The organism is Nucisporomicrobium flavum, from assembly GCF_016464385.1.
GTDB lineage: Bacteria > Actinomycetota > Actinomycetes > Mycobacteriales > Micromonosporaceae > Actinoplanes > Actinoplanes flavus_A.
In genome coordinates, this window is sequence record NZ_JADMLH010000031.1 from 1 (window position 1) to 16,217 (window position 16,217).

The 16,217-nt window shown below is 71.6% G+C and carries 15 protein-coding genes; 4 read left to right on the top strand and 11 right to left on the bottom strand.

What is annotated here, in order from left to right:
• Positions 1-114: 114 nt before the first annotated feature.
• On the bottom strand, positions 115-462 hold the full coding sequence (locus IT780_RS39615; RefSeq protein WP_199517035.1) for an ArsR/SmtB family transcription factor: 348 nt from the start codon (positions 460-462) through the stop codon (positions 115-117).
• Between the two features lie 530 nt (positions 463-992).
• Here IT780_RS39615 and IT780_RS39620 point away from each other — a divergent pair.
• The gene (locus IT780_RS39620; protein ID WP_199517036.1) at positions 993-1,316 is read left to right on the top strand and encodes a MerR family transcriptional regulator; all 324 of its coding nucleotides are present in this window, start codon (positions 993-995) and stop codon (positions 1,314-1,316) included.
• Positions 1,317-1,359: 43 nt separating this feature from the next.
• Here the strand turns inward: IT780_RS39620 and IT780_RS39625 are convergent, their stop codons facing one another.
• Entirely contained in the window at positions 1,360-1,917 is a 558-nt protein-coding gene (locus IT780_RS39625) for a hypothetical protein (protein ID WP_199517037.1), read from the bottom strand.
• A gap of 120 nt (positions 1,918-2,037) precedes the next feature.
• Here IT780_RS39625 and IT780_RS39630 point away from each other — a divergent pair, with 120 nt between their 5' ends.
• Entirely contained in the window at positions 2,038-2,760 is a 723-nt protein-coding gene (locus IT780_RS39630) for a hypothetical protein (protein ID WP_199517038.1), read from the top strand.
• 27 nt (positions 2,761-2,787) lie between these two features.
• Here the strand turns inward: IT780_RS39630 and IT780_RS39635 are convergent, their stop codons facing one another.
• The 3 genes from IT780_RS39635 to IT780_RS39645 are packed head-to-tail and all read right to left on the bottom strand — an operon-like array spanning position 2,788 to position 4,487.
• Positions 2,788-3,072 carry a hypothetical protein gene (locus IT780_RS39635; RefSeq protein ID WP_199517039.1) on the bottom strand — a complete coding sequence of 95 codons (285 nt, stop codon included), beginning with the start codon at positions 3,070-3,072 and terminating at the stop codon, positions 2,788-2,790.
• Positions 3,069-3,368 carry a hypothetical protein gene (locus IT780_RS39640; RefSeq protein ID WP_199517040.1) on the bottom strand — a complete coding sequence of 100 codons (300 nt, stop codon included), beginning with the start codon at positions 3,366-3,368 and terminating at the stop codon, positions 3,069-3,071. The genes IT780_RS39635 and IT780_RS39640 overlap by 4 nt, the downstream gene beginning before the upstream one ends.
• 24 nt (positions 3,369-3,392) lie before the next feature.
• A complete protein-coding gene (locus IT780_RS39645; RefSeq protein WP_199517041.1) occupies positions 3,393-4,487 on the bottom strand; it encodes a hypothetical protein in 1,095 nt (364 codons plus the stop codon).
• Between the two features lie 190 nt (positions 4,488-4,677).
• Between IT780_RS39645 and IT780_RS39650 the strand changes: the two genes are divergently transcribed.
• Entirely contained in the window at positions 4,678-5,115 is a 438-nt protein-coding gene (locus tag IT780_RS39650) for a hypothetical protein (RefSeq protein ID WP_199517042.1), read from the top strand.
• Positions 5,116-5,717: 602 nt separating this feature from the next.
• Here the strand turns inward: IT780_RS39650 and glnA are convergent.
• Entirely contained in the window at positions 5,718-7,142 is a 1,425-nt protein-coding gene (gene glnA / locus IT780_RS39655) for a type I glutamate--ammonia ligase (protein WP_199517043.1), read from the bottom strand.
• Positions 7,143-7,365: 223 nt separating this feature from the next.
• Here glnA and IT780_RS39660 point away from each other — a divergent pair, with 223 nt between their 5' ends.
• Positions 7,366-7,758 (top strand): RDD family protein, encoded by a 393-nt coding sequence (locus tag IT780_RS39660; protein ID WP_199517044.1) that lies wholly within the window; start codon positions 7,366-7,368, stop codon positions 7,756-7,758.
• Here the strand turns inward: IT780_RS39660 and IT780_RS39665 are convergent.
• Genes IT780_RS39665 through IT780_RS39685 form a run of 5 tightly spaced genes read right to left on the bottom strand, consistent with a single transcriptional unit; the run spans position 7,657 to position 16,216 of the window.
• Positions 7,657-8,856 (bottom strand): glycosyltransferase 87 family protein, encoded by a 1,200-nt coding sequence (locus IT780_RS39665; protein ID WP_199517102.1) that lies wholly within the window; start codon positions 8,854-8,856, stop codon positions 7,657-7,659. The genes IT780_RS39660 and IT780_RS39665 overlap by 102 nt on opposite strands.
• A gap of 11 nt (positions 8,857-8,867) precedes the next feature.
• A complete protein-coding gene (gene mptB, locus IT780_RS39670) occupies positions 8,868-10,304 on the bottom strand; it encodes a polyprenol phosphomannose-dependent alpha 1,6 mannosyltransferase MptB (RefSeq protein WP_199517103.1) in 1,437 nt (478 codons plus the stop codon).
• Complete coding sequence (gene mptB / locus IT780_RS39675; RefSeq protein ID WP_199517045.1) at positions 10,301-11,770, bottom strand: polyprenol phosphomannose-dependent alpha 1,6 mannosyltransferase MptB; 1,470 nt, start codon at positions 11,768-11,770, stop codon at positions 10,301-10,303. Before mptB (IT780_RS39675) ends, mptB (IT780_RS39670) begins: the two co-directional genes overlap by 4 nt.
• Positions 11,767-13,188: an ArnT family glycosyltransferase gene (locus tag IT780_RS39680; protein WP_199517046.1), complete on the bottom strand. Its 1,422-nt coding sequence runs from the start codon at positions 13,186-13,188 to the stop codon at positions 11,767-11,769. Before IT780_RS39680 ends, mptB (IT780_RS39675) begins: the two co-directional genes overlap by 4 nt.
• Positions 13,181-16,216, bottom strand: coding sequence for a bifunctional [glutamine synthetase] adenylyltransferase/[glutamine synthetase]-adenylyl-L-tyrosine phosphorylase (locus tag IT780_RS39685; RefSeq protein WP_199517047.1), 3,036 nt, complete (start codon positions 16,214-16,216; stop codon positions 13,181-13,183). The genes IT780_RS39680 and IT780_RS39685 overlap by 8 nt, the downstream gene beginning before the upstream one ends.
• Between the last annotated feature and the right edge of the window lies 1 nt (position 16,217).

Consider the following 16,217-nt stretch of genomic DNA (forward strand, 5'->3'; position numbering starts at 1 on the left):
CCAAGCGGTGATCGCCCTGGCCCGCCGCCTGATCGACGTTATTTGGGCCCTGCTGCGCGACGGCCGTGAGTTCCATCCCTCACCACCGCTCACCGCGAACGCGGCTTGACATGGTCATTGAAACTCCTCGTTCGGTGATTCGTTCGCTGATTCGGCCGGTTGCTCGGCGACGTCGCGGTAGTTGTCGAGCGCGCGGCTCCAGAAGGTGTCCAGCTGGTCGCGCAGGGCGGCCACGCCGGCCGGGTTGAGCCGGTAGACCCGCCGGGTGCCGGTCGCGTGATCCGTGACCAGGCCCGCCTCCTTGAGCACCTTCAGGTGCTGGGAGACGGCGGGGCGGCTGATGGGCAGCTCGTCGGCGAGCTCACCGACGGCGCGGGGGCGTTCGGCGAGGCAGGCGACGATGGCCCGGCGCGTGGGATCCCCGAGCGCGTTCCACCCGTCGTCGGATTGGTAAGTTGCCACGAACGGTAAGCTACGACTTACCGAGCACGGCGTCAAGGGGCATCCGGCGTCTCACCCGCGACTCGCAGAAAATCTTGTCGGCGGTTACTAGATTTCCTGCCCGTCGTCGACTAACGTTCCTCAGGTCGAGAACGAAGAACAAAGACGCGGACGGACCGCCCGAAAGTGGCGAAGGATCGGGGCCGAGCACGTTGCGGCCCCGGTCGCACCACCATCAGCAGGCCGGGCCGAGGTGATTTCCGGGGCTCGACCTGAAGCAGTGCGCAAACGATGAGAACGCAGAGGAAAGGGAGGGCCGTACACCGTTGGATCGCCCGCTCGCGACCGGGAGACCGGCCGGGCGGATACCGCAGTGTCCCTCGATTGCGAGGTGGTCTCCGGTCACGCTTATGCGATCCCCGCACCCTGAGCCGTCGTCAGCGGCCGGCGCGGAGAAGAATTGCCGGTACACATGCCGGTAGATGGTGTTTCAGACCCGTAACCCTGGGCCCCGGCGCTGTTGGCGCCGGGGCCCTCGACATGGAGGTGGCATGGCCCAACCCGACGACATGCTCGACGACGAGAACTACCCCGCCTACACGATGGGCCGCGCCGCGGAGATCGTCGGCGTCTCCCAGGACTTCCTCCGCCGGCTCGGCGAGGCGAAACTGATCGACCCGTTCCGCTCCGCGGGCGGCCACCGCCGCTACTCGCGCTACCAGCTGCGCCTCGCGGCCCGCGCCAGGGAACTCTGCGACGAAGGCACCGACATGGCCGCCGCGTGCCGGATCATCATCCTCGAGGACCAGCTCGAAGAGGCCCTCCGTCAGAACGAGCGCTACCGCACGGCATCACGTACGACCGAAACCCTCTAGCCGCCGCACCGGCCCTGCCGTCACCCCTCACGACCAGGGCCGGTCAATACTTCGAGGCGGCTACCTCACGCTCACAGTCGCCCGACGCGTCCAACGCCTTGGCGACGTTCTCGCTGTCATCGATCGAGTCACCGTCCATCTTGATCCCCTTGGCCTTGAGACACTTGTTCACGGCGCGCGCGAAGTCGGACGCCTTCGGATTGGCCGGATCCTTCTCCCACTCGGGCAGCGGCAGATACTTCTCCTCGCACTCCTTCAGCGCGGCGGCTTTCTTATCGTCGACGTGACGCCCACGAGCCGCCGCATCCTCGGCTTTCTTGGCATCCACCCGCGTATAGCCATGCGCCTTCAAGCACTTGTTGTACGGCGCCCACAAAGCGTCCTCATCCGCGGCGGTCATATCGAACCGATACCGCGGTCGGGTCGAGACAGGCCCGGCGCTCGCCGAAGGACTGGCGCCGGCGCTGATGCCGGTGCCGGCGCTGGCCAGCGTCGCCACTTTCGCCCCGGTGCTGTCGTCGTTCCCGGTTGTGGCCGGCGAGGTGCACGCCGAGAGTGCGGTGAATGCGATCGCGGCAACGACCGTACGGCTTCCACGCATGGCCTTCCTCCGTGTTCAGGCGGGCCGGACGGATTTCCGGCCGTCACGGAGTCAGGGTGGTCGCCGTACGTTTGAAACTTGTCAGGTTCGCGGTCCCTGGAAGGGCATATGGGTGGACGCATGATCCAGACTGCGGGGGTGCACGACACACCCGAAGCGAACGAGGCACTGCGCTGGCTGGCGGAGCAGGGCGTCACGCCCCTGGCTCCGGGACGATGGAAGCAGAGCACCAACGATCTCGCCCATGAGTGGGCGGCCGCGTTGCTGGATGACGATCGCCTGACCCCGATGCAGCGGCTGCGGTGGGGCTTCGGCCTCCTCGACCTGCTGGACGAGTACTGGGTGACCGTCGAGCTTCGCTGGTTCGTCACCGGACAGGCGGATCCGGCGATCAGCGCCGCCTTCTGGGCTGCCTGTCGGCAGCGCCTGGAGGCCGTCGAGGCAAGCGAGCAGCTGCAGTACTCGCTGTGGGTCGACTGGTTCGAAGATCAAGATTCGTCCGGTACGGCCTTCGCCGCGGTGCTCGGCGACGACGTACGGTCCAGGCCGGACCTGCGCGTGCTGGCCACCGGCCCGCTGCACCGCAGGGCCGCCCGGGTCCTCGAGATTTCGGGGCCGGTCCGCTGGGCCGACAAGCATGATGTGTACGAGGCCGTCGCAGCCGTGGAAGAGCTGCATCCGGCGTTGTTCAAGGGCCTGCGCACCAGCTACCACGACGTCTACGGCGACCTCGAACCGGCGGCCGCGCTCGGCCTGCTGGATCGGTTGGACCTGCCGCCGGAGACCGAGCACCTCGCCGAGCTTCGCGCGGTTCTGAAGACCGGCGCCCGCAGATCCGGCTAGAGGCTTCGGCGTAGCGCGGCATGGGCGCTACAGGGTGTCCCGCACCCAGCTGACGCCGCAGGCGAGCGCGATGAAGATGACGACGGTGCCGATGCGGAGCCAGGGGACGTCGTCGATGCGCCGGTCGACCCCGATGGAGATGCTGATGCCGAGGCAGGCGGCGAACATCAGGCAGAGGAAGGCGGTCAGGGCGTTTTCGGCTGCGCTGTCCTCGGACCAGTAGGCCCACGCACCGAGGACCGTGGCTCCGAGCAGCAGGGCGGAGAGGATGGCCAGCGGCACCGCGATGCGCCAGCGTCGGAATGCGTTCATGACTCCCTGCCGTCGATCCCACCGGAAGCATCTGCGCCGCGCTGGAGCTTGCGGGCCGCCGCGTCGATGTCGGCGCGTTCCTCAGGCGACATGCGGTCCTGCGACTGCTGGGCCTCCTGGGCTGCCGCAGCCAGGGCCTGGCTGTGCCACGGATTGTTCGCGGCCGACTGCAGACCGGCTTCGCCGTTGAGCACCGTACGTGCGAGCGATCCGAGCGCGTCGTCCTTGCCCCGGGTCGCGGCCAGGTGACGCAGCACCGAGCGGGCGAGCGGGTCCTGGGTGATGTCGCCGTTCATCGGCGGGTCGGGTCCTTCCTCGGGTCAGTAGCCGGCGGGGTGCTTGTAGGGCTGCACGGTGGGAAGATCCTTCACGGCGAGCGTGGCCTTGATACCGGTGATCGAGCCGCCGATCAGCTTCAGCAGGTCTTCCGCGTTGCCGAAGAAGCTGGAGATCTCCTTGTAGAGGTCGTACGCCTGCCAGGTGTAGTAGGCGGCGACACCGTACCCGGCGATCGGCCCGACCACGGTCTCGATGGTCGCGGTGCCGACCGCCGCCGAGGCGTTGATGATGATCAGGACGTCGAGCAGGTCGCTGATCAGGCCGCTGACCACGTCGAGCAGCTTCTTCACCGCCTCGGCCGCCTGCAGGTACAGCTCGTTGAAGTGCCGGCACGCGTTCTGCAGGTCCATCGCCGCGCCGCCGAGCGCGAGCTGGAACTCCTGCTCGGCCTCGGCGGCCTTGCCGCGCCACACGGCCGGTACGTCGGCGGCTGCCGCGGTGAGATTGCGGCCGATGTCGTACGCGGCAGCTCCGGCCAGGCCCATCGCGTTGCCGCAGTGGACGTACGCCTTCCAGTCGCCGCTGAACTGCGACGCCCAGCCTTCGAACGGGTCGTAGCTGAACAACCAGATGCTGACCTGCCGCAGCCACGCCGACGGACTGATCAGGTCAGCCAACGGGTTGATCGACCACATCTCAACGCCGATCGCGTACTCCGGGTTCTTCAGATGCGCGGTCGGCTCGGCCACGTCGGTGAAGCCCGAACGCCGGCCTCGCAGATCAGGCCGTCCCTGGCTCAGCGTGCCCCGCAACGAGATGGGGTCCTTCGCGCCGGGATACCCCGCGTCGAGGCGGGCGGCGGAACCTTCGTCGGTCCGGGCATAGTCCTTCTGCGCGGCGTTGATCTGGGTGCCGGCCCCTTGGGCGAGGTCTTTGAGTTGCGTCAGGGCGTCGGTGACCTCACCGTACGCATGCTTGTGCGGCGAGATGAGCCGCATGATCAGCCCAACCTCGGTGAAGCTCAGGTCGCAGTGCTGACGCGTGTAGTCGAGGCTGTCCGACGCATCGCCGCTGGCCCGCACGAAGACGTTGTACAGGCTGTTGAGCCCGGCAGCGTCAACGGAGAACTCGCTCATGATCCCCCCATCGGATCAGCGGACAGCACCGTCGCCCCAGAGACCGGTCAACGGCTCGACGTTATCCCGTCGACGCTCAACGAGTACGTGCACGCTCTGACCGCCGCTCACTACGGTGAGATCATGCGTTTCCTCAAGCGCTACCTTGCCCGCGAGACGTTCACAATGCTTACCGATCCAGGAGCCACCCGTGGCCATCAGCAGGAGTGCGAGGTTCTGGCACGGCCAGAATGACGAGGATCTTGCCACCTACCTCAGGGACTTCCGGGCCGGCGGCTACCCCGTCGAGCACGTCCGGCGGCTCGCCTGCGCACTGTGCGGCAACGCAACCTTCCTCGCGCTCGTCGACGACGAGCAGGGTGCCGCCGCCGCAGACTGCCTGGAGTGCGGTGCCAGAACTCTGGTAGCCGACAGCGCCGAGCACATCGACGACGCCGAGCTGGAAGGATGCGCCTGCCCCTGCGGCGGAGAGACCTTCACAGCCAGCGTCGGCTACGCCATGACGCAGGACGACGAGGTGCGTTGGATCAGCCTCGGACTTCGCTGCCTGAGCGACGGCACTCTCGGCGTCTACACCGACTGGAAGATCGACTACACCCCCACCGAGCACCTCTTCTCATCCAACTGATCGACGACTTGCGCGAAATGGGAGCGTCAGTCGATCAGACCGCAGCGGATGAGTTGGCCCAGCAATTGCTGGACCGCAGGGGCACAGCGGTTCGTGTCTGTGGCGGTGAACCACACAATCTCCGCGATCTCACCAGCGCTGGCGGGCACTGCGTTGCTCCGGCCGGTGAAGCAGACGAGCCGAACGTCAGTACCTGGTCGGCCGTAAGCGACGGTGATGACCTCGGCAAAGAGCGTCAGATCCGCGTGGATGCTCGCTTCACTGGCGTGCGTGGCGCTCCGCGGTCGCTGGCCCTCAATGCTGCGGATCGGTGGGGTGTTGGTGCGCCGGACGACTTTGACGTCGCCCTCGGACCACGCACCGGTGTTCGACGCCCGCCGCTGACGCTGCAGCGCTGCGTGAGCACCTGGACGGAGGCTGTGCGCCGGTGGAGGTGGACGACGATATCGAGCCGGTGAACGCCTCGACGTTATCCCGTTCACGCTCAACGACTACATGCACGCTCCGGGCGTACGCGAAGCGGCGGCCACGTCGGCTGGAAGCCGAGCGTGACCGCCGCTCACTACGGTGAGTCCGAGGCCAGGGTGGCGGCCTGTGGAACGTCAGACGTTGTAGTACATCTCGAACTCGTGCGGGGTCGGGCGGAGGCGGACCGGGTCGATCTCGTTGGCGCGCTTCCAGTCGATCCACGTCGAGATCAGGTCGTCGGTGAAGACGCCACCGGCGGTGAGGAAGTCGTGGTCCGCCTCGAGGGAGTTGAGGACCGCGTCCAGCGAGCCCGGGACCTGCTTGACCGAGCCCCACTCCTCCGGCGGCAGGTCGTACAGGTCCTTGTCGATCGGGGCCGGCGGCTCGATCTTGTTCTTGATGCCGTCGAGGCCGGCCATCATCTGGGCCGAGAACGACAGGTACGGGTTCGACGACGGGTCCGGCACGCGGAACTCGACGCGCTTGGCCTTCGGGTTGCTGCCGGTGACCGGGATGCGGGTGCAGGCCGAGCGGTTGCGCTGCGAGTAGACCAGGTTGACCGGGGCCTCGTAGCCGGGCACCAGGCGCCGGTACGAGTTGACCGTCGGGTTGGTGAACGCGAGCAGCGACGGCGCGTGGTGCAGGAGGCCGCCGATGTACCAGCGGGCCATGTCGGACAGGCCGGCGTACCCGGTCTCGTCGTAGAACAGCGGCTCGCCGCCCAGCCAGAGGCTCTGGTGGGTGTGCATGCCGGAACCGTTGTCGCCGAACAGCGGCTTCGGCATGAAGGTCGCGGTCTTGCCGTGCTCCCAGGCGGTGTTCTTGATGATGTACTTGAACATCTGCATCTGGTCGCCGGCGTGCAGCAGCGTCGAGAACTTGTAGTTGATCTCGGCCTGGCCCGCGGTGCCGACCTCGTGGTGCGAACGCTCGACGGTGAAGCCGACGTCGATGAGGCGGCGGACCATGGCGTCGCGCAGGTCGGAGTAGTGGTCGACGGGGGCGACCGGGAAGTAGCCGCCCTTGTACGCGGTCTTGTAGCCGCGGTTGCCGCCCTCCTCCTCCTTGCCGGAGTTCCAGGCGCCCTCGATCGAGTCGATGTAGTAGAACGACTCGTTCGCGGAGGTGGAGTGGCGGATCGAGTCGAAGATGTAGAACTCCGCCTCGGCGCCGAAGTACGCCGTGTCCGCGATGCCGCTGGAGGCCAGGTAGGTCTCGGCCTTCTTCGCGACGTTGCGCGGGTCACGCGAGTACGGCTCGCGCGTGAACGGGTCGTGGATGAAGAAGTTGAGCGCCAGCGTCTTCTGGATCCGGAAGGGGTCCACGAAGGCCGTGGTGACGTCCGGCAGCAGCATCATGTCGGACTCGTGGATGGCCTGGAACCCGCGGATCGACGATCCGTCGAAGGCGAGGCCGTCGGTGACGACGCTGTCGTCGAACGATTCCACCGGCATGTTGAAGTGCTGCATCACGCCGGGAAGGTCACAGAACCGTACGTCGACGAACTTGACGTCCTCGTCTTTGAGGTATCGCAGGAGTTCCTCGGGATTGGCGAACACACGTCCTCCTGGCACGATTTTTTGTACGCGGGGCGGCGCGGGCCGCCTCGTGGCTAGGCTGGTCGCGACGCTATGGGCTGGCCGTTGCCCGGGCGTATCCCTATTGTTTCCGCCGTGTTACGGAGCCTGTGAGTCGCGTGACCATGAGCGACCCTAGCGTCCGACCGGCACCCCGGGGGCCGGTTCACGGCACATCAGCCTCCGGCGATTACGCTGATCAACCGTGGCGACCCGCGCGATCGACCCGGCCCGTTTCGAGCCCTCCGACTTCGGCCGGCGCTTCGGCGCGCTCCTCATCGACTGGGCGTTGTGCCTGCTGGCCGCGAGCTTCTACGCGGACCCGCGGGTGGTGGCCTGGCCGCCGGTCGTCGTGCTGATCTTCCTGAACGCGTTCTTCATCGGCCTGTTCGGACAGACGCCCGGCATGGCGCTCGCCCGGCTGCGCTGCGTCTCGGTCACCGACGGCGGCGCGATCGGCATCCCGAAGGGCCTGCTCCGCGGGGTCCTGCTGGCGTTACTCGTGCCCGCGGTCATCATGGACGCCGACCGCCGCGGCCTGCACGACCGCGCCGCCGGCTCGATCGTCGTGAAGCTGCCCCGCCCCGGCACCGCCTGACCCGGCCGGAAGCCGCGCCGGCAACCACACCAGCAGCGCGAGGCCGAACAGCACGTACAGGTTCGCGCCGAGCACCGCGAGCGGCGGCTTGGGGCCACGCTCGTACAGGAAGACGATGTGGGCGCTGAGCAGGGCGTACGTGGCGACGCCGAGGGAGAGCACCCGCCGGTCGGCGCGGGCCACCTCCACGCAGCGGACCAGGGCCGGCAGCAGCCACACCCAGTGGTGCACCCACGTGACCGGGCTGATCAGGCAGCCGACGATCCCGGTGAGCGCCAGGCCGCCCAGCGGGTCCGCCCGGCGTACCCGCCAGGCCCAGAGCGCCAGGACGGCCAGCACGCAGAGCACCCACAGCTGGGATTCCCACGCGTCCACCGGCAGCCGGGCGAGCAGGCCGCGCAGCGACTGGTTGGAGACGTACTCGAGGTTGCCGACCCGGTTGGTGTCCCACAGCGCGGCCGTCCAGAACTCGCGCGAGGCGTCGGGCCAGACGGCGGCGGCACCCAGGGTGGTCACCGCGGCGGCCGCGACGGCGGTGCCGGCGGCACGCCAGCGCCGGGTGACCAGGAGGTACAGGATGAAGACGCCGGGAGTCAGCTTGATCGCGGTCGCGACCCCGATCCCGATCCCCGCCCACCGCCGGCCGCGTGCCACGCCGAACAGCACGTCGCCCGCGACAAGGGCGAGCAGCAGCAGGTTGACCTGGCCGAAGCCGAACGTCTCGCGGACCGGCTCGAAGATCAGCGCCAGGCAGGACGCGACGGCGACGGCGTACCAGGGGGTCCGGCCCTCGCGTTCGATCAGCGGCGTGACCAGCCATCGGACCACGACCACGGTCACGATCACGGTCGCGGCCGACGCCAGCGTCGCGATCGCCCAGAGCGGCAGGTACGCCATCGGGGCCATCAGGAGGCCGGCGAACGGCGGGTACGTGAAGCCGTACGGCGAGCCGGGCTTGAGGTAGTCGTACACCATGCCGCCGTCGCGGAACCAGTAGCGCACCGCCCCCGCGTAGACGGCCGAGTCGAAGTAGTAGTGCAGGATCGCGGCCCACACGAGCGTGCCGGCGGCGACGGCCCCCAGCGCGGCGACGGTCATGATCCGGCGGTTCACGCGACCACCCTACGGCGCCTGCGCACGGCCACGACCAGGAGCGTCACCAGGGCCGCCGTGACGATGAGGGCTCCCGGGAGGCGCGTGTAGAGCGCCCAGTTGTAGCCGGCCGGCGTGGTGAGCGTCGCGGCGAACGCGCACAAGCCGAGCAGCCACCGGTTCTCCGCGCGGGTGGCGGCCAGCACGGCGAGCGGCCACGTCGCGTACCAGGGATGGAAGACGGGGGCACAGAGCACGGTGGCCGCCAGGGCGAGGCCGGCGTGGCCGAGGGGGTCGTCGCGGCGCGCCCGCCACCACAGCACCACGAGCACGACAGCCAGGATCACCACCCCGATCAACCGCGTCACGGGTACGGCGGGCAGCCCCGTACCGAATTCGATCACGAGGCCGACGGCGGTGGACGGCGATCCCCACGTCACGCTGTCGCCGCTGCGCAGCAGCCCGGCGACCCAGCCGGCGCCGCGCCCGGACGCGACCGACAGGGCGGCCGTGGACAGCAGCAGCCCGCCACCGATCGCCCCGGCCGGGCGCCACAGGTCCCGCAGCGCGCGGCGGTCCGCGGGGAGCGCGGCGAGGACGGCGAACGGGACGACGACGATCGCGGTGGCCTTCACGCCGACCGCAAAGCCCAGCACCGCCCCGGCGACGGCCAGCCGCACCCAGAAGGCCCCGGCCGCCGGCAGCGGGACGGTACCGTCCGGCCGCCGCGGAGAGGGCGGCCGCGGCGCGGAGGCGCCGGCTGCCAGCGCGAGACCGGTCACGATCAGCCCGACCATCAGGGCGTCGTTGTGCGCGCCGGACACCAGGTGGACCAGGACGATCGGGCAGGCCAGCACCATCCACGTCGCGCGGGCCGGATCGATGCCGCAGCGGCGGGCCAGCGCCGGCACTCCGACGGCGATCAGTGCCACCCCGGCGACGGCGATCACCCGCAGCCCCGCCACCACCCCGGCGAGCGAGTCGCCGGCGATCGCCACCACGCGGGCGGCGAGCAGCAGGAACAGCGGGCCGTACGGGGCCGGCGAGTCCAGCCACGACGACGCGACCGAGCTCACCCACGGGCAGCCGAACTCACCGACCCCCGTCGCGTACGGGTCTCCCCCGGCGTACTGGACGTAGCCCTGGCACGCGTACGAGTAGACGTCCGCGCTGCCCAGCGGCAGGAACGGCAGCACCGGCAGGAACCACAGCCCGGCCGTGACCAGCGCCCACCGCGTCGAGGGCACCACATGCCGGCCGAACCACCACGCCGTGATGAGCGCCGCGGTGCCGAGCACCCAGAGGATCGGCAGCGCGACGCCACGCTGGCCGCTGAGCAAGGTCACCGGGTTGATGCTGGGCACCCGTTCGAAACCGGCGCCGCCGAGCCAGGCCGTGCCCGCCGTGGCCGCGCTGCCCGCCAGCCCACCCCAGCGGACGAGCCGGGGGGTCAGTCGCACGCGGGCACCTCCGCCGCGGGTGCGGGTGCCCGCAGCCAGCGCCACGAGCGCCGCGCCACCCAGATCACGCCGGCCGTGACCAGGAACGCGAAGGGCACCTGCAGCGGTTTCCAGGCGCCGTCGCCGTCGGGCAGGATCAGGAACATCGAGGCCACGACGGTGATCTCGAGCCGGCGCAGGCCGACCGTGGTCACGGCGAGCAGGGTGAGCGGCCAGAACAGGTACCAGGGCTGGGTGATCGGGGCCAGGAAGATGACCGCGAGGCAGGCGAGCCCGGCGCCGTGCAGCGGGTCGGCGCGCCGGAACCGCCACCAGATCACCACGAGCGCCACGAGCAGCAGGACCAGCGCGACGGTACGCAGCACCGGCACGACGTCGTAGCCCGCGCCGAACCACTTCCCGGCCGCGTTGACGGCGATGCCGACCGCGGTGGGCGGGGATGTCCAGCTGCGCGACTCGCCCGCGCCGGACAACGCGACCGCCCAGCCGAACCCGAGCCCCGAGACGACGGACAGGGCGGCCAGCAGCGCGACCGCTCCCCCGACCACGGCGCCGCCGCGGCGCAGGAACCGCAGCAGCCCGTCCCGGGTGAGCTCCAGGCCGCCGGCGGCGAGCAGGGCGGCGAACGGCAGGACCACCCCGACCGTGGTCTTGACCGCGATGGCGGCGCCCACCAGCGCACCCCCGGCGATCAGAACGGGTATCGGCCGCCGGCCCGCCACGAGCGCCAGACCGGCCGCGAGCAGCGCCATCGTCAGGGTGTCGTTGTGGCCGCCGCCGACGAAGTGCACCGGTACGAGCGGACAGCACAGCACCAGCCACAGGGCCTTCTCCGGCGCCACGCCCCGGCGGCGTGCGAGAGCCGGGACGGCTGCCGCGAGGGCGGCCACGGCGAGGACGGCGTACACCCGGAAGATGCCGAGCGCCACGGCCTGCGAGCCGAACGACGCGGCGAACCCGGTCAGCAGGATCCACAGCGGCCCGTACGGGGTGGGCGTGTCCCGCCACACCAGCGACACCGAGTCGAGCCACGGGCAGGGCTGGGCGGCGATCCCCACCTGCGACGGGTTGAAGCCCGCGTCGAACAGGGCGCCCTGGCAGGCGTACGCGTACATGTCCCGGCTGGCCAACGGCGGCACGGCGAGCAGCGGCACGATCCACAGCGCGGCCGTCACGAGGATCCAGCGGCGGGACAGCTCGAGGCGGCGGCCGTACCACCAGGCGGCGCACAGCGCGGTCAGGCCCGCGATCCACAGCAGCATGATCGCGACGCCGTCAGGGCCACGCAGGATGCTGACAACCGACACGCCCTGGCGGATCCACGGCGGCGCACCGAAGAGCACTGCGTCGGCCGCGCAGCACACCGCACCGAAGAAGCCCAGCCAGCGCACGCCGGCCGGACGCTGCAGCCACGAGCGGAGCCCGGCCGGGCCGGCCGCCCGGGAGCGCAGGCCGGTCACGGGTTCGCCCGCAGGATCGGCACACCCTCGACGGTCGTCTCGGGGTGGTAGTGGGCGGCCAGGTCGGCGGCGATCCCGCCGGACGGGTCGACCGCGGCCGGCGGGGTGTCGAGGACGACGAGCGCGGGCCGCTGCGGCGACGCCAGCATCGCGCGCAGCCGCGGCAGCGCGTCCGGGATCTTGTCGATCGGTTTACCCCACAGGTACGGATAGGAGGCCTCGCGGTCGGCCGCGAAGTACAGGTAGGCCTCGGACTCCAGCACGTAGATGCGGTCGTCCGGGCCGGTCGACGCCCTGATCACGGCCGCGATCCGGTCGTCGCGGGCCGCGAGCGCATCGTACGGGATCGTGTCGGCCCGGCCGCCCGGCGACATGGGTACGAGCGCCGCCAGCCACACCAGCGTCGGCAGGGTGGCGACGGCGGCGAGCGCCCAGCGCCACCGCACCGCCCGCACGCCGGCGACCGTCACGGCGGCGAGCACGACGAGCGCCGGCAGCGGCTGGACGAAGTAGTGCGGCCAGTACGAACCGCCGAGGTTGATGCCCACGAACCCGGCGAACAGCCACACCCCGAGCAGCCACCGTGCCCCGCGGTCCAGCACCCGCCAGCCAGGCAGCGACACCAGCAGGACCGGGACGACGCCGAGCGCGATGTCGCCCGCGTGCCGTCCGAGATCGGTCAGCCGGGTCGAGGTGTTCGAGCCCGTGCCGCCCAGGGCCGACAGCTGATAGCCGACGAGCGCCGTCCAGTACGCCGACCAGCCGACCGCCAGCCCGTGCAGCGCCGAGGCGAGCAGCGGCACCGCGACCCCGGCCAGGAACACCGGCACCGCCCGGCCGCGGCGGGCGAGGGCGAGGACCAGCACGCCGACGAGGACGCCGTCGATGCCGGACTGCTTCATGGTCAGCGCGACGCCGGCGAGCACCCCGGCGCCGGCGAGCCACCACAGCGACCGGCCCCGCCGCCACCACAACACGGTCAGCGCGATCGCCACCGTGGACGGGACGCTGGCGAGCAGCTCCCCGTTGAGCGTCATGCCCTCCAGGTGCGGGGCGACGCCGACGACCGCGTAGATCCAGGCCGCCACGGCACCGGCGGTCCGGCCCGCGAGCACCCCCGCGATCACCGCCACCGCGACGGTGATGATCGCGCCGGCCAGGACCACGCCGAGGCGGACCGCCCACCCGGACCCGTTGATCGCCAGCAGCGCCCGGTAGGTCAGCAGCAGCCCCTGCGGCCGGTCGAGCCACACGTCGGTGTAGAGCCGGTCGCCGCGCGCCCACTGCCGGGCCACGTACGCGTAGCCGCCCTCGTCGGTGGAGAGCCCGGTGAACAGGAACGGCACGCGCAGCAGCACCGCGACCAGCACGGCGCCGCCGATCGGCGCGACGGACCGGCGCGGCAGCGCCTCAGGCATCGAGGACGCGTTCCATCGCCGCGCGGGACCGCCGGGTGAGGCGCAGGTACCGGTCCACGAACTCGCCCGGGTCGCCGCCGCCGAGCAGCTGCACCACCCCGGCGAGCTCGACGCCGTGCCGGGGCAGCTGGTCGGTGGGGCGGCCGCGGACCAGGGTCAGCGCGTTGCGGACCTGAGCGGCCAGGGTCCAGCCGGCGGTCATCGCGGCGGCGTCGACGTTGTCGATCAGCTTGGCCTCCCGCTCCGCCGTGAGGGCCTCGAGGGTACGGGTGCGGCGCAGCCCCGGCAGCGCGTACGCGTGCCGCAACTGCAGCAGCTGCACGGCCCATTCGACGTCGGCGAGCCCGCCCCGGCCCAGCTTCGCGTGGGTGTTCGGGTCGGCGCCGCGCGGCATCCGCTCGGTCTCCACGCGCGCCTTGATGCGCCGGATCTCGATGACCTGCTCGCGGGTGAGGCCGCCGTCGGGGTACCGCATCGTGTCGGCGAGCCGCTCGAACTCGCGGCCCAGATCCTCGTCGCCGCAGACGAACCGTGCGCGCAGCAGCGCCTGCGACTCCCACACCTTCGACCAGCGGGCGTAATACTGCGCGTACGCGTTCAGGCTGCGGACCAGCGGACCCTGCCGTCCCTCGGGGCGCAGGTCGGCGTCCACCCCCAGCGGCGGGTCGGGGGCCGGCGCGCCGAGCGTGCGGCGCATCTCCTCGGCGATCGCCTGCGCGGTCGTGGCGGCCTGGCCCTCGGGGGCGCCCTCCGGCGGGTCGTAGACGAACAGCACGTCGGCGTCGGAGGGGTAGCTCAGCTCGTAGCCGCCGAGGCGCCCCATGCCGATCACCGCGAAGCGCAGGCCCTCCGGGCCCGGGTGGACCCGCCGGGCGGCGTGCAGCGCGGCGCCCAGCGTGGCGTCGGCGACGTCGGAGAGGGCGATGCCGATGGCGTGCACGTCGAGCGGGTTGGCGGGGGCGAGGTCGCCGGCCCGGCTCAGGATGTCGGCGCAGGCCAGCCGGAACAGCTCGCGGCGGCGCAGCGCGCGGACCGCGGCGATGGCCGGGCCCGGGTCGGTCGCGCCGTCGCGCAGGTGCCGGTCGGCGGCGGCCACGAACCCTTCGCGCAGCACCTCGCGCGGGCGGGGCTGCAGCTCGGCGTCGTTGGCGAGCAGGCGCAGCGCCTCCGGGTCGCGGATGAGCAGGTCCGTCGCGTACCGGGAGAGGCCGATGACGCGGGCCAGCCGGCGCGCGACCGGGCCACCGTCGCGCAGCAGCCGCAGATACCAGGGGGTGCTGCCGAGCTTGTCGGAGACCTGCCGGTAGTTGAGCAGCCCCCGGTCGGGCTCGGGCGCGTCGGCGAAGTCCTGCAGCAGCATCGGCAGCAGCGTGCGCTGGATCGCCGCGGTGCGGCTGACGCCGCCGGTCAGCGCCTGCAGGTGCCGCAGCGCGCCGGCGGGGTCGGCGAAGCCGAGGATTTCCAGGCGCCGCCCGGCCGACTCGGTGGTCATCCGCAGCGCCTCGGCCGGCACCCGGGCAACGGCCTCGAGCAGCGGTTGGTACAACAGTTTGACGTGCAGGCGGCGAACCTGCGCGGCGTGGCTCACCCAGTCGGACCGGAACGCCTCGACCGCGTCGCGCCCGCTGAGCGCCTTGTAGCCGAGGGCGGCCGCGAGCCAGCGCAACGCCTGCGGGTCGTCGGGCACGGTGTGCGTACGCCGCAGGTTCTGCAGCTGCAGCCGGTGCTCGACCGTACGCAGGAAGCGATAGCCCCGCAGCAGCGTCTCGCCGTCCTCGCGGCCCACGTACCCGCCCGCGACCAGGGCCCGCAGCGCCGGCAGCGTGCCGGGCTCCCGCAGGCTCTCGTCGACGCGGCCGTGCACGAGCTGGAGCAGCTGGACCGCGAACTCGATGTCGCGCAGGCCGCCGGGGCCGCGTTTGATCTCCCGGTCGACCTCCTTCGCCGGCACGTTGTCGATGATCTTCCGGCGCATGTCCCGGACGTCGGCGACGGCCTCGGGCCGCTCGGCGGCGTGCCAGACCAGCGGCGCGACGTCGTCGATCCACTCCTGGGCGAGCGCCAGGTCACCGGCGGCCGGGCGGGCCTTGAGCAGCGCCTGGAACTCCCACGTGCGCGCCCAGCGGCGGTAGTACGCCTGGTGGCTGGCGAGCGTGCGGACCAGCGGGCCCCGGTTGCCCTCGGGGCGCAGCGCGGCGTCGACCGGCCAGGCCACCAGCCCGCAGACCTCGATGAGGCGGGCGGCGACCGTGGTGCCGGCGCTCAGGTCCTCGTCGCCGGCCGCCACGAAGATGACGTCCACGTCGGACACGTAGTTGAGCTCGTTGCCACCGCACTTGCCCATGGCCACCACGGCGAGCCGAGGCGGCGGGGTCCGCTGCGGGAGCTCCGCCACGGCGATCGCGTACGCGGCGCACAGCGTTTCGTCGGCGAGCCGGGACAGCGCCGCCATGGTGGGCTCCAGGCCGCGACCGCCGGTGAGGTCGGCCGCCACGATGCGCAGCAGCGCCGTGCGGTACGCCGTGCGCAGCGCCGGCACGCTCGGCGGCCCCTCCCCCGCCGGGTCGTCGAACTCCAGGCGCCCCTCGGCGCTGGGCGGCAGCCCGGTCCGGGTGGTCGCGAGCACCCGCCACTGATCGGGGTTGGCCACGAGGTGGTCGCCCAGCGCGCTGGAGGCGCCGAGCACGGCGATGAGCCGGCGGCGCAGCCCGCCGTCCTCGGCGAGGGCCGCCACGATCGCGTCGGCGGCGGGGCTCGCCACGATCTCCCCGCCGGGCCCGGTCACCGGCCCGCCGTTGCCGCGCAGCGCCGCGCGGGCGGCCGCGTCGACCATCCGGTGCAGCTGGCGCAGCGCCAGGTTGGGGTCGGCGGCCCGGGACAGCGCCTGGATCAGCTCGGACGCGGGCGCGTCGACGGGCTCCTGCGCCTCGGTGTTCCACAGCCGCAGGCCGGCCGGCCCGAGCAGGTCGGCCACCCGGGCGCCGTCGTCGGCGAAGCCGTACCGGGCGAGCCGGCTGGGCCTGGTCATC

Excerpts from the sequence above, each read along its gene's own strand:
- IT780_RS39625 (WP_199517037.1), bottom strand. The coding sequence starts at position 1,917 with ATGCGTGGAAGCCGTACGGTCGTTGCCGCGATCGCATTCACCGCACTC.
- IT780_RS39685 (WP_199517047.1), bottom strand. The coding sequence starts at position 16,216 with ATGACCAGGCCCAGCCGGCTCGCCCGGTACGGCTTCGCCGACGACGGC.
- IT780_RS39630 (WP_199517038.1), top strand. The coding sequence starts at position 2,038 with ATGATCCAGACTGCGGGGGTGCACGACACACCCGAAGCGAACGAGGCA.
- IT780_RS39635 (WP_199517039.1), bottom strand. The coding sequence starts at position 3,072 with ATGAACGCATTCCGACGCTGGCGCATCGCGGTGCCGCTGGCCATCCTC.
- IT780_RS39645 (WP_199517041.1), bottom strand. The coding sequence starts at position 4,487 with ATGAGCGAGTTCTCCGTTGACGCTGCCGGGCTCAACAGCCTGTACAAC.
- IT780_RS39620 (WP_199517036.1), top strand. The coding sequence starts at position 993 with ATGGCCCAACCCGACGACATGCTCGACGACGAGAACTACCCCGCCTAC.
- IT780_RS39640 (WP_199517040.1), bottom strand. The coding sequence starts at position 3,368 with ATGAACGGCGACATCACCCAGGACCCGCTCGCCCGCTCGGTGCTGCGT.
- IT780_RS39665 (WP_199517102.1), bottom strand. The coding sequence starts at position 8,856 with ATGACCGTCGCCGCGCTGGGGGCCGTCGCCGCCGGCACGCTCGTGTGG.
- IT780_RS39680 (WP_199517046.1), bottom strand. The coding sequence starts at position 13,188 with ATGCCTGAGGCGCTGCCGCGCCGGTCCGTCGCGCCGATCGGCGGCGCC.